This window comes from Pseudoxanthomonas daejeonensis, from assembly GCF_010093205.1.
In the GTDB taxonomy this organism is placed as follows: Bacteria; Pseudomonadota; Gammaproteobacteria; order Xanthomonadales; family Xanthomonadaceae; genus Pseudoxanthomonas; species Pseudoxanthomonas daejeonensis.
Window position 1 is genome coordinate 66,567 of the sequence record NZ_PDWN01000012.1, and the last position, 12,276, is coordinate 78,842.

At 67.6% G+C, this 12,276-nt stretch carries 13 protein-coding genes; 5 read left to right on the top strand and 8 right to left on the bottom strand.

Going from position 1 to position 12,276, the window contains the following annotated elements; translation table 11 throughout:
• Window position 1: 1 nt before the first annotated feature.
• Window positions 2-880, bottom strand: a complete 879-nt coding sequence (gene ygfZ / locus CSC65_RS12595) for a CAF17-like 4Fe-4S cluster assembly/insertion protein YgfZ (protein WP_425501362.1) — start codon at window positions 878-880, stop codon at window positions 2-4.
• Window positions 881-977: 97 nt separating this feature from the next.
• Here ygfZ and CSC65_RS12600 point away from each other — a divergent pair, with 97 nt between their 5' ends.
• The 5 genes from CSC65_RS12600 to CSC65_RS12620 all read left to right on the top strand — a co-directional run bounded on the left by CSC65_RS12600 (window position 978) and on the right by CSC65_RS12620 (window position 4,616).
• The gene (locus CSC65_RS12600) at window positions 978-1,094 is read left to right on the top strand and encodes a DUF1674 domain-containing protein (protein WP_238390387.1); all 117 of its coding nucleotides are present in this window, start codon (window positions 978-980) and stop codon (window positions 1,092-1,094) included.
• Window positions 1,095-1,149: 55 nt separating this feature from the next.
• Entirely contained in the window at window positions 1,150-1,542 is a 393-nt protein-coding gene (gene sdhC / locus CSC65_RS12605; protein ID WP_162410922.1) for a succinate dehydrogenase, cytochrome b556 subunit, read from the top strand.
• Complete coding sequence (gene sdhD / locus CSC65_RS12610) at window positions 1,539-1,922, top strand: succinate dehydrogenase, hydrophobic membrane anchor protein (RefSeq protein ID WP_162410923.1); 384 nt, start codon at window positions 1,539-1,541, stop codon at window positions 1,920-1,922. The genes sdhC and sdhD overlap by 4 nt, the downstream gene beginning before the upstream one ends.
• Window positions 1,923-1,947: 25 nt before the next feature.
• Window positions 1,948-3,738 (top strand): succinate dehydrogenase flavoprotein subunit, encoded by a 1,791-nt coding sequence (gene sdhA / locus CSC65_RS12615; protein ID WP_162410924.1) that lies wholly within the window; start codon window positions 1,948-1,950, stop codon window positions 3,736-3,738.
• A 95-nt stretch (window positions 3,739-3,833) separates the two neighbouring features.
• On the top strand, window positions 3,834-4,616 hold the full coding sequence (locus CSC65_RS12620) for a succinate dehydrogenase iron-sulfur subunit (protein ID WP_162410925.1): 783 nt from the start codon (window positions 3,834-3,836) through the stop codon (window positions 4,614-4,616).
• A gap of 529 nt (window positions 4,617-5,145) precedes the next feature.
• Here the strand turns inward: CSC65_RS12620 and CSC65_RS12625 are convergent.
• The 7 genes from CSC65_RS12625 to cyoA form a co-directional block, all read right to left on the bottom strand.
• Window positions 5,146-5,697, bottom strand: a complete 552-nt coding sequence (locus tag CSC65_RS12625; protein ID WP_162410926.1) for a response regulator transcription factor — start codon at window positions 5,695-5,697, stop codon at window positions 5,146-5,148.
• Window positions 5,687-7,069 carry an ATP-binding protein gene (locus CSC65_RS12630; RefSeq protein WP_162410927.1) on the bottom strand — a complete coding sequence of 461 codons (1,383 nt, stop codon included), beginning with the start codon at window positions 7,067-7,069 and terminating at the stop codon, window positions 5,687-5,689. The genes CSC65_RS12625 and CSC65_RS12630 overlap by 11 nt, the downstream gene beginning before the upstream one ends.
• Complete coding sequence (locus CSC65_RS12635; protein ID WP_162410928.1) at window positions 7,032-7,868, bottom strand: SURF1 family protein; 837 nt, start codon at window positions 7,866-7,868, stop codon at window positions 7,032-7,034. Before CSC65_RS12635 ends, CSC65_RS12630 begins: the two co-directional genes overlap by 38 nt.
• A gap of 34 nt (window positions 7,869-7,902) precedes the next feature.
• Window positions 7,903-8,328, bottom strand: coding sequence for a cytochrome o ubiquinol oxidase subunit IV (gene cyoD / locus CSC65_RS12640; protein ID WP_162410929.1), 426 nt, complete (start codon window positions 8,326-8,328; stop codon window positions 7,903-7,905).
• Entirely contained in the window at window positions 8,328-8,975 is a 648-nt protein-coding gene (gene cyoC / locus CSC65_RS12645) for a cytochrome o ubiquinol oxidase subunit III (RefSeq protein WP_425501363.1), read from the bottom strand. Before cyoC ends, cyoD begins: the two co-directional genes overlap by 1 nt.
• Entirely contained in the window at window positions 8,962-10,935 is a 1,974-nt protein-coding gene (gene cyoB, locus CSC65_RS12650; protein WP_425501365.1) for a cytochrome o ubiquinol oxidase subunit I, read from the bottom strand. Before cyoB ends, cyoC begins: the two co-directional genes overlap by 14 nt.
• An 89-nt stretch (window positions 10,936-11,024) precedes the next feature.
• On the bottom strand, window positions 11,025-12,080 hold the full coding sequence (gene cyoA, locus CSC65_RS12655) for a ubiquinol oxidase subunit II (RefSeq protein WP_162410932.1): 1,056 nt from the start codon (window positions 12,078-12,080) through the stop codon (window positions 11,025-11,027).
• Window positions 12,081-12,276: the final 196 nt, after the last annotated feature.

The window sequence follows — 12,276 nt, forward strand, 5'->3', positions numbered from 1 at the left end:
TTCAGCGGGCGAAACCCTCGACGAAGGCTTCAGTCACCGTTTCGCTGCCGTCCGCGAGCAGCGGGGCTGGCTCCCGTTCCAGCGGCAGGACCGCCAACGCGTATCGCCGCGACCGCCCGGCCGCACTGACGATGCTGCCGATCGCGGTGCCGGACTGGGTGACCTGGGCGCCCGGATCGACCTTGTCGGCGACCCGCAGCAGGAGCAGTTCGCGCTTGGCCCTGCCGAGGAAATGGGTGCGGGCGACGATTTCCTGGCCGGGGTAGCAGCCCTTCTTGACGCTGAAGGCCTCCAGCCGGTCGAGCGCCAGCTGTTGTGGCGTCCACTGTTCGCGCTGCGGCGGCGGCAGGCGTGGCAGGCCCAGCCGCAGATCGGCGACGTTCCAGGCTTCGACGGATGCGGGATCGTCGGGCAGCAGGGCGGGGGACAGGCGCAATGTGCGCGGCAGCCCCGGCGCTCCGTAATCGAGCTCCAGGCCGCTTTCCTCGTCGCCCGCCAGCACCGGGCCGTGCGCCTGGGCCGGCGCGGCGAACATCCCCGACACGCGCAGGTCGGTTCGCGCCGAGATGGTGACCTTGCGCCGGAACACGAATCGACGAAGCGCGTCGCCCAGTTCCGCCGCGTCGTGGTCCGGCAGCACCAGCCGCAAGGCCGTATCGCCCGTGCGCAGCAGCGCGAACACCGCGATGACCCGGCCCTTGGCGGTCAGCCACGCACTCCAGTGCCAGTGTCCGGGGGCGAGGGCGACGACGTCGCTGGCGAACTGGGCCTGGGCGAAAGCAACCGCATCGGCCCCGTCCAAGGCGAGTACCGTATGGCTCTCCAGTGCGAAAAAACCCGCTGGATTCAAGGGGGATACGAATGGCTGGTTGTCAGGCACGTGACCGGGGCTTAAAATTTTGTGCGTTGCAAGGAATCCCATGATAGGTCAGATCCCCGTGGTTCCCGAGCCTGCCGCCGCGCAGGATCCCGGAACGATGCGGTCCGCGGACGCGGACGGCGCGGTGTTGCCACGCGAAATCGGTGGTCGCGAGGGTCCGGAGCCGACCCGCTACGGGGATTGGGAAAAGAACGGGCGCTGCGTCGATTTCTGACGCCGTACCTTCAGCCACGCGGCCGGTCGGCCGCACAGCCGAGACATACCAGCGAATGAGCAGTCGCGAACGTCCCCTGTCACCGCATCTGCAGGTGTACCGCTGGCAGATCCAGATGGTGACCTCGATCCTGCACCGCGCCACCGGCATCGTCCTGTCGGCCGGCGCCCTGGTCATCGCCGCGGGCCTGTTGTGCCTGATGCTCGGTCCGGACCACTGGGCCTGCTTCACCGGCGTGGCCGCCACCTGGTACGGCAAGCTGTTCCTGTTCGGCTGGAGCTGGGCCTTCGCCTACCACCTGTGCAACGGCATCCGCCATGTCGTGCAGGACTTCGGCCACGGCTTCAGCATCGCGGCCTTCGTCCGCAGCAGCTGGCTGTCGGTCGTCGCCAGCCTGGCCATCACCGCGCTGATCTGGTTCTGCGCCCGCAACGGAGGTGCCGCATGACCCGTTTCCGCACCCCGCTGAAGAACGTGCGCGGCCTGGGCACGGCCAAGACCGGCACCGAGCACTTCGTCCACCAGCGCCTGACCGCCACCGCCCTGGTGTTCCTGGGCATCTGGTTCGTCTGGTTCGTGCTGGGCCTGGTCGGCAGCGATTACCTCACGGCCGCCGACGCGGTGTCCAAGCCGTGGAACGCGGTGCTGCTGGTCGGCTTCCTGGTCGCCGCCTTCTGGCACGCGCAGTTGGGCCTGCAGGTCATCCTGGAGGACTACATCCACAATTCGCTGCTGGCCCTTGCGCTGCAGGTCAGCGTCAAGTTCATCGCGGTGCTGGGCGCGATCGTCAGCATCTTCGCCGTGGCCCGCATCGCGCTGGCCGGCTGACCGCGCGCAAAGGAACCAAGACTCGATGTCCGCCTACAAGATCACCGAACACAAGTACGACATGGTCGTCATCGGCGCCGGTGGCGCCGGGCTGCGCGCCACCTTCGGCCTGGCCCAGAAGGGCCTGCAGACGGTCTGCCTGACCAAGGTCTTCCCGACCCGCTCGCACACGGTCGCCGCGCAGGGCGGCATCTCCGCCGCGCTGGGCAACATGGGCGAAGACGACTGGCGCTACCACTTCTACGACACCATCAAGGGTTCGGACTGGCTGGGCGACCAGGACGCGATCGAGTACATGTGCCGCGAGGCGATCCCGGCGATCATCGAGCTGGAGCACTACGGCGTGCCGTTCTCGCGCACCGAGGAAGGCAAGATCTACCAGCGCCCGTTCGGCGGCATGACCACCAAGTTCGGCGAAGGCCCGCCGGCGCAGCGCACCTGCGCCGCCGCCGACCGCACCGGCCACGCCATGCTGCACACGCTGTACCAGCAGTCGCTGGCGCACGACGCGCGCTTCATGATCGAGTACTTCGCGCTCGACCTGATCTTCGACGAAGAGGGCGCATGCCGCGGCGTACTGGCCCTGGACATGGCCGAGGGTTCGCTGCACCTGTTCCGCGCCCATGGCGTGGTCCTGGCCACCGGTGGCTACGGCCGTGCCTACTTCAGCGCCACCTCCGCCCACACCTGCACCGGTGACGGCGGCGGCCTCGTGGCCCGCGCCGGGCTGCCTTTGCAGGACATGGAGTTCGTGCAGTTCCACCCGACCGGCATCTACGGTGCCGGCTGCCTGATCACCGAAGGCGTGCGCGGCGAAGGCGGCATCCTGCGCAACGCCAATGGCGAGCGCTTCATGGAGCGCTACGCACCGCATTACAAGGACCTGGCTTCGCGCGACGTGGTCAGCCGTTCGATGACCATCGAGATCCGCGAAGGCCGTGGCGTCGGCGAGCACAAGGACCACATCCTGCTCGACCTGACCCACCTGGGCCCGGAAGTCATCAACGAGAAGCTGCCGGGTATCGCCGAAAGCGCGCACATCTTCGCCGGCGTGGACGTGACCAAGCAGCCGATCCCGGTGATCCCGACCGTGCACTACAACATGGGCGGCATCCCGACCAACTACCACGGCGAAGTCGTGCGCAAGGTCGGCGACAACCCCGACGCGGTCGTGCCCGGCCTGTACGCGATCGGCGAGGCGGCCTGCGTGTCGGTGCACGGCGCCAACCGCCTGGGTTCCAACTCGCTGCTGGACCTGGTCGTGTTCGGTCGCGCGGTGGCCAACCGCTGCGCCACCACGATCAAGACCAACGCCCCGCACAAGCCGCTGGCGTCCGACGCCTGCGACAAGGCGCTGTCGCACCTGGACAAGCTGCGCAACGCCGATGGCGACACGCCGACCGCCGTGATCCGCGACCGCATGCAGCGGACCATGCAGTCCGACGCGGCGGTGTTCCGCACCAGCAAGACGCTGAAGGAAGGCTGCGAGAAGATGGCCGACATCTTCTCCAGCTTCGAGGACGTCAAGGTCTCCGACCGCTCGCTGGTCTGGAATTCGGACCTGATCGAGACCTACGAGCTGCACAACCTGCTGCTGAACGCGGTGGCCACGATCAATTCGGCCGAACAGCGCCATGAGAGCCGCGGCGCCCACGCCCACGAGGATTTCCCCGAGCGCGACGACGTCAACTGGCACAAGCACACGCTGGTCACCGTCGACGACAAGGGCGCCTGCAGCTTCGACTACCGCCCGGTGCACATGTACACGCTCAGCGATGACGTGGCCGTGGTGCCGCCCAAGCCGCGCGTGTACTGACGCGGTGATGCAGCGCCCGACCTTCCATTCCCACGACGCGCGCTGCGCGCGCGTCCCGCTCGCACTGCGGGCCGCCTGAGCCAACGAGATCAGCCATGGCAGAGTTCAGTCTTCCGAAGAATTCCACGGTCAGGAAAGGCAAGCATTTCCCGGCCAAGGACGCGAAGAACCCGCGTACGTTCAAGGTCTACCGCTGGAACCCGGACGACGGGGCGAATCCGCGCACCGATACCTACGAGGTCGACCTGGCCGCGTGCGGGCCGATGGTCCTGGACGCGCTGATCAAGATCAAGAACGAGATCGACCCGACCCTGACGTTCCGCCGTTCCTGTCGCGAGGGCATCTGCGGTTCGTGCGCGATGAACATCGACGGCACCAACACGCTGGCCTGCACCCGCGCGATCGCGGATTGCGGCAAGGCCGAAGTGCCGATCTATCCGTTGCCGCACATGGAGGTGGTCAAGGACCTGGTCCCGGACCTGACCCACTTCTACGCGCAGTACGCCTCGATCAAGCCGTGGATCCGCACGCAGACGCCGGCGCCGCCGGACCGCGAGCGCCTGCAGTCGCCGGAAGATCGCAAGAAGCTGGACGGCCTGTACGAGTGCATCCTGTGCGCATGCTGTTCGACCAGCTGCCCGAGCTACTGGTGGAACGGCGAGCGTTACCTGGGCCCGGCGATCCTTTTGCAGGCCTATCGTTGGATCATCGACTCCCGCGACGAGGACACCGGTGCGCGCCTGGACGACCTGGAAGATCCGTTCAAGCTGTACCGCTGCCACACCATCATGAACTGCGCGCGGACCTGCCCGAAGGGCCTGAATCCTGCGCTGGCGATTGCCGAGATCAAGAAGCTGATGATGGCGCGCCGCGCCTGATCCAGGCCTGGCGGTGGAGCGATCCACCTGGGCGAGTATCGAAAGGCCCGGCAATGCCGGGCCTTTTTCTTTGGTCCTCATGGGCCGCGATACGCAGCCTCGGGTAGTGGTCGAAACTGCGTACGAGCGGGCATCGCGACCGGAAGGGCCTCGCCCCGGCATGCGGACCCCGCCAGCGAATGTCCCCCGGCATCCGCTTGCGCGGCTGCCTCCTCCTTGATTTCGCTTCTGGGATACGCATGCCAGGTCGAGGCTCGGGGAGTCGAGCTTGTTTCAGCGCGGGATTTCGAACGAGGCTGGCCGGGGCCTGGGCGGAACTGCGCTTTCACGGGCAACACACCACACCCGGTTCGTCGGTGCGAGGTCTCCTGGCGCGAAATAAAGGAGGAGGCGTCGGCCGCAGGCCGGCGCCGGGGGACATTCGCGCCAGGAGGCCTCGCGCCTGGCGACACGACCAATTGAAAGAGCGGCCTTTTTGGCGGGTGCTTCTTGCGTGAATCGATGCGCTCGAGGCAGACCCGCGCGCCCGCTACTTGACCTGCTGCTTGCCGAGCTTGCGCGCCAACGTGCGCCGGTGCATGCCCAGTCGACGCGCGGTTTCGGAAACGTTGAAGCCGGTCTCGGCCAGCACCTCGTGGATGCGTTCCCACTCCAGGGTCTTGATCGAGCTCTGGCGCTCGCCCAGCGCGACTTCCACGTTACCCCCGGCGCGGCCGAACGCGGCCTCGATGTCGTCGGTGTTGGAGGGTTTGGCCAGGTAATGGCAGGCGCCGAGCTTGATTGCCTCCACCGCCGTGGCGATGCTCGCGTAACCGGTCAGCACCACGATCAGCATGTCGGCATCGTGCGCATGCAGCGCCTGCACGCAGGCCAGGCCGGAACTGCCGCCGGCCAGTTTCAGGTCCACCACCGCATAAGCCGGAGCGAAGTCGCGCAGCACCTCCTCCAGTTCGGCTTGGCTGGTCGCGTGGCGCACTTCGTAGCCGCGCCGTTCGAACGAGCGCAACAGCGTGCGTGCGAACGCGGCATCGTCCTCGACGACGAGGAGGCGGCGTAGCGCGGCAGGAGGGTCATTCGTCATCGGCATCGTCCAGGTCGTTCTCGCCCGCGGTGTCGCCTGGCAGTGCCAGCGAGGCCAGCGGGAGTTCCAGCACCACCGAGGCCCCGTTCGGGACGCGATTGCTGGCGGCAAGGCGGCCGCCGAGGCTGCGTGCGACGTTGAGCGAAAGGAACAGGCCCAGGCCACCGCCTGGCCGGCCCTTGCTCGAATTGTAGGGCTTGCCGAAATCGGCCAGGGTGCCGGCGGTGAACCCCGTTCCGGAATCGCTCACCTTCAGCCGCAGTACTTCGCCGTCCTCACCTTCGCGGGTCACATCGAGGCCGACCCATTGCGGCGACGCCTCCAGCGCGTTGTCGAGGATGTTGTTGATCATCTGCTTGAGGCCCGAGTCCGACACGATCGGCACGTCGGCATCGAGCTCGCGACGGTAGTCCAGCGTTTCCACCGGCCGGGTGGCGCTCCATTCGCTGACCAGTTCATCCAGGAACACCGCCAGCGTGGTGTGGGCCGGGGCCTCGCCGCGCGCATCGCCCGCCGACTGCAGGATGCCGGTGACGATGCTCTTGCAGCGCACGAGCTGGGTCTGCATTTCGTCCAGGTCCTGCTGGAGGTCGGGGTGCGAGGTGAACGGCTCCATCCGTCGCCAGTCGCCCAGCAGCACCGACAGGGTCGCCAGCGGCGTGCCCAGCTCGTGCGCCGCGCCGGATGCGAGCAGGCCCATGCGCACGATGTGCTCTTCCTCGACCGCCTGCTGGCGCAGGTCTGCCAGGCGCGCGTCGCGGTCGCGCAGGATCCGCGCGATGCGCCCGATGAATACCGCCGCCAGCACCGTGGTCAGCAGGAAGCACGCGAGCAGGCCCTGCACGTAGGGATCGGCGATGCCGCGCGCAGGGTCCGCTGCGAGGGTGACGGGTCCGGGCGATGCCACCAGGTAGAGGACGCCCACGCAGCTGGCCGCGACCACGACGCGGCCCGCCCAGGCCGGCAGCAGCACCGCGCCCAGGGCGACCTGCAGCAGGTAGAGGAAGACGAACGGATTGGTGATGCCGCCACTGAGGTGCAGCTGCGCGGTCAGCGCGGCCACGTCGACCAGCAGCGCGACCAGCAGGACCGCATCGCCAACCTCCTGGCGCGGCCGCCAGAACACCAGGCTGGCCAGGTTGAACGCCGCCAGCCCCCCGGCCACGGTGAGCATGGACACCAGCGGCAGATGGATGCCGAGGACGAAGTGCACGAACGCGATGGTGGCGAGTTGGCCGACGATGGCGATCCAGCGCAGCTGGATCAGCTGTTGCATGCTGCGGATGCCCGCACCGCGGGTGGTGTCGGTGCGCGCGGACTCGATCGCCTGGCGTTTATCGGTGCCGGGAACCGGCGCTTGTTCCTGGGGCATCCGTGGACTCCGTGTGCTGGCGCCAGTGGCGGCGGATCCGGCGTTCCTCGACCGCGAATCGCCAGCCGCCGCCGGCCACCAGCAGGGCCAGCGCGAACCAGGTCAGCGCATAGCCCAGGTGGTTGTCGCGGAACCGTACCACCGTCAAACCGCCACGGGGCCATGGCGTGCCGGCCTGCGTGGCGGAAGCGGCATCGGCATCGACGAACCAGGGGGCTGCCGGCGCGAGCCCGCGGTGGAGCGCGATCGCTTCGACGTCACGGGAGTACCAGCGCTCCGCTGCCGGCACGTTCTGGCGCAGGAAGCCGCCCCCGGGTTCGGACAGGCGCAGCAACCCGGTCACCGCGGCCCGGCCGGAAGGCGGCTCGGGCAACGGCCAGTCTTCCGGGACGAAGCCCAGGTTGACCAGCACGACGCTGCCATCCTCCCTGCGCAGCGGGCGCAGCAGCCAGCGACCGGCGCCGGCCTCGGTCACCGCCTGTACGCGGGTGTCCTTGCCCGGCAGCCACGCACCGTGCAGGACCACGTGGCGGTACTCCTGGTCCTTCGGTGTGCTGGCGGCCCATGCGGCGGCATCAGGCGCCGGCTCGGCGGGGGCGTGGATGCGCGCGTCCACCCGCGCGACGAGGTCGTGCTTCCAGCCCAGGCGCTGCACCTGCCAGGCGCCGAGCGCGGCGAACAGCAGGAAGCCGGCGATGAACGCGACGACCAGCACGCTCGCCGCGAGCGGGCTGCGCGGCGGGCGCGGTACCTCGCCGCTGGCGTGCGACGACCGCGGCGGAAGTTGCCGGGTGCTCATGTCCGCGTGCAGGGCATGCCGTGGCTGGCCGTGATCAGGGCTGGATCCGCGCCTCGTGGGGCGACATCGGCATCATGTTCTTGTTCATGTGGTGCATCACCCACATCGAACCGGCCAGGATGATCACCACGAATACCGTGGTGAAGATCAACGCCAGGATGTTCCAGCCACCCTCCGAGCGCGGGTTCATGTGCAGGAAATAGACCATGTGCACCACGATCTGCGCCGCCGCGAATCCCAGGATCACCAGCGCGGTGGTCCCCGGGTCGGCGATGACCCCGTCCATCACCAGCCAGAACGGGATCGCGGTGAGGATCACCGACAGGATGAAGCCGGTGACGTAGTCGCGCATCGAGCCGTGCGCGGCTTCCACGTGCGGGCCGTGCTCGCCGCCATGCTCCTCGTGTGCGGGGCCGTGCGCGGAGTCGTGGCGTGCGTGCGGATCACTGGGCAGGCTCATCACAGCACTCCCATCAGGTAGACGAAGGTGAAGACGCCGATCCAGACGACATCCAGGAAGTGCCAGAACATCGACAGGCACAGCAGCCGCCGCTGGTTGGCCGCGTGCAGGCCATGGCGCTGCACCTGCACCATCAGCACCACCAGCCAGACGATGCCGAAGGTGACGTGCAGGCCGTGGGTGCCGACCAGGGCGAAGAACGCGGACAGGAACGCGCTGCGCTGCGGGCCTGCGCCCTGGTGGATCATGTGCGAGAACTCGTACAGCTCGATGCCCAGGAAGGCCAGGCCGAACAGGCCGGTGATCGCCAGCCAGGCCAGCACGCCGGGGATGTGGCGACGCTGCATCGACAGCATGGCGAAGCCGTAGGTGATCGAGGAGAACAGCAGCATCGCGGTGTTGATCGCCACCAGCGGCAGGTCGAACAGGTCCGCGCCGGTCGGGCCGGCGGCGAAGTTGCGGCCGAGCACCCCGTAGACGGCGAACAGCGAGGCGAAGATGAGCAGGTCGCTCATCAGGTACAGCCAGAAGCCGAGCAGGGTGCCCTGCTGCGGGTGGTGATCGCCGGACAGGTCGTAGAACCGCAGCGGCTCGCCGGGCGCGGCGGCGCCGGTCAGGGGCAGGGTGGTGGCGTCAGACATGGGCATCCAGCAGGGCGGTGCGCTGCTCCTCGGTCCGGGCCACGGTCTGCGCCGGGATGTGGTAGTCGCGCTTGTAGTTGAAGCTGTGGACGATGGCGGCGATGAGGGTGGCGGCGAACGAGGCGATCACCAGCCACCAGATGTGCCAGATCAGGGCGAAGCCGAGCACGGTGCTCAGGCCGGCCAGGACCACGCCGGCGGCGGTGTTCCTCGGCATGTGGATCGGCAGGAAGCCGGACCGCGGGCGCGCGGCGCCGCGCTGCTTCATGTCCCACCACGCATCGTTGTCGTGCACGACCGGGGTGAAGGCGAAGTTGTACTCGGGCGGCGGCGAGGAGGTGGACCATTCCAGGCTGCGCGCATCCCACGGGTCGCCGGTCACGTCGCGCAGCTGTTCGCGCTTGCGGAAGCTGACGAAGATGCAGATCAGGAAGCAGGCGATGCCGATCGCCACCAGCACGGCGCCGAACGCGGCGATCTGGAACCAGATCTGCAGCGAGGGATCGGTGAAGTGGCTCACGCGCCGGGTCACGCCCATCAGGCCCAGCACGTAGAGCGGCGTGAACGCGAACCAGTAGCCGGCCAGCCAGAACCAGAACGACATCTTTCCCCAGAAGTCGTCCAGCCTGAAGCCGAACGCCTTCGGGAACCAGAAGGTCATGCCGGCGAACAGGCCGAACACCACGCCGCCGATGATCACGTTGTGGAAGTGGGCGACCAGGAACAGGCTGTTGTGCAGCACGAAGTCGGCCGGCGGCACCGCCAGCAGCACGCCGGTCATGCCGCCGACGACGAAGGTGACCATGAAGCCCATCGTCCACAGCATCGGCACCTCGAAGCGGATCCGCCCGCGGTACATGGTGAACAGCCAGTTGAAGATCTTCGCCCCGGTCGGGATCGAGATGATCATCGTGGTGATGCCGAAGAACGAGTTGACGCTGGCGCCCGAGCCCATGGTGAAGAAGTGGTGCAGCCACACCAGGTAGGACAGGATCGTGATCACGACCGTGGCGTAGACCATCGAGCTGTAGCCGAACAGGCGCTTGCCCGAATAGGTGGCCACGATCTCGGAGAACACGCCGAACACCGGCAGGATCAGGATGTAGACCTCCGGGTGGCCCCAGATCCAGATCAGGTTCACGTACATCATCGGGTTGCCGCCGAGGTCGTTCGTGAAGAAGTTGGTCCCCACGTAGCGGTCCAGGGCGAGCAGGGCCAGCACCGCGGTCAGCACCGGGAAGCTGATCACGATCAGAACGTTGGTGCACAGCGCGGTCCAGGTGAACACCGGCATGCGCATCAGGGTCATGCCCGGCGCGCGCATCTTGACGATGGTGACGATCAGGTTGACGCCCGATAACAACGTGCCCAGGCCGGCGATCTGCAACGCCCAGATGTAGTAGTCCACGCCCACGTCCGGGCTGTAGTCGATGCCGGACAGGGGCGGGTAGGCCAGCCAGCCGGTCTTGGCGAACTCGCCCACGAACAGCGACAGCATGACCAGCACCGCGCCGGCGGTGGTCATCCAGAAGCTGAAGTTGTTGAGGAACGGGAAGGCCACGTCGCGGGTGCCGATCTGCAGCGGCACCAGGTAGTTCATCAGGCCGGTGACCAGGGGCATGGCCACGAAGAAGATCATGATCACGCCATGGGCGGTGAACACCTGGTCGTAGTGGTGCGGCGGCAGGTAGCCCAGGTTGTCGCCGAAGGCCATCGCCTGCTGCATGCGCATCATCAGCGCGTCGGCGAAGCCGCGCAGCAGCATCACGATGCCCAGCACCATGTACATGATGCCGATCTTCTTGTGGTCGATGCTGGTGAACCAGTCACGCCACAGCGTGCCCCACAGCTTGTAGCGGGTGATCAGCGCCAGTATCGCGATGCCCGCGACCGCGGTGCCGATGAAGGCCGACAGGATCACCGGGTCGTGCAGGGGGAACGACTCCCAGCCCAGGTAGCCGGTCAGCGGGTTGTGGGGCGCGGAGGTGGAGTGCGGCGAGGACATGTGTTCGGACTTCCGTCGTCAGGCCGCCACGCGGGCGGCAGGCGCAGGGTTCAGGGCGAATTGCGGTAGAGGGCAGTGGTCAGGCCGGGCGCGGGTGCGTCGGTGGATGCGCACATCGCCGACTGCACGTAGCGGCGCCCGCGCAGGTCGCCGGTGCGACGCTGCTCCAGGCCTTCCATGCCGCTGCGGCCTGGGCCGTTGCCGGCGTCGATGGCCATCATCTCGTGCATGCACATCCGGCGCGGATCCACGCAGCGGTTGAGGATGGCCTCGTACAGGCCGCCTTCGACCTGGCCGAAGTGCTGCGCGGGCTCGCGCTCGCTGGGCTTCTCCAGCACCAGGTACGCCTCGCGGTCGAGCTTGCCGCCGGCGCGCACCGTGGTGACCCACTCGTCAAAGCCGCCCTGGTCCAGCGCATGGAAGCGGAAGCGCATGCCGGAGAAGCCCGCGCCGCTGTAGTTGGACGAGAAGCCTTCATAGTCGCCGGGCGTGCTCATCACCGCGTTCAGTTCGGTCTGCATGCCGGGCATGGTGTAGATCATGCCGGCCAGCGCGGGGACGTAGAACGCGTTCATCACCGTGGAAGAGGTGAGCTTGAACAGGATCGGCCGATCGACGGGGGCGGCCAGTTCGTTGACCGTGGCGATCCCCTGTTCCGGATAGAGGAACAGCCACTTCCAGTCCAGGGCCACCACCTCGACCACCAGCGGTTCGGTGCCTTCGGGGACCGGCCGGCCCTCGGCGATGCGGTCCAGCGGCCGGTATGGGTCCAGGGTGTGGGTGCTGATCCAGGTGATCGCGCCCAGCGCGATGATGATCAGCAACGGCGCGGCCCAGATCACCAGTTCCAGCTGCAGGGAATGGTCCCAGTCCGGCTTGTAGGTAGCGTCCTTGTTGGCTGCCCGATAGCGCCAGGCGAAGAACAGCGTCAACGCGATCACCGGGACGATGATGATCAGCATCAGCAGCGTCGAGACGATGATCAGGTTGCCCTGCTGGCGGGCGATGTCGCCCGGGGCATTGAGCAGGATCGTGTTGCAGCCGGCCAATGGCAGGGCCAGGGCGGCGGCCATCAGCAGGCGGCGCAGGGGCGTGAAGGAAGGCATCTGAATAGGCGGCTGGTGGGGGCGCAGCGAGGTGCCACTCTACTCCCGCTCCGTGAACGCCACGATTGGGCGTTTTGTCCTATGGCCCCCCCGTGGGAATGGTGGGACTCTGTACCGCCGCCACCCGGCCCGGCGGCGGCTGCACGCCCGCCACACGGACCGGTGTAGCCTCTCACGCAGGCCTCAGCACAGCCCC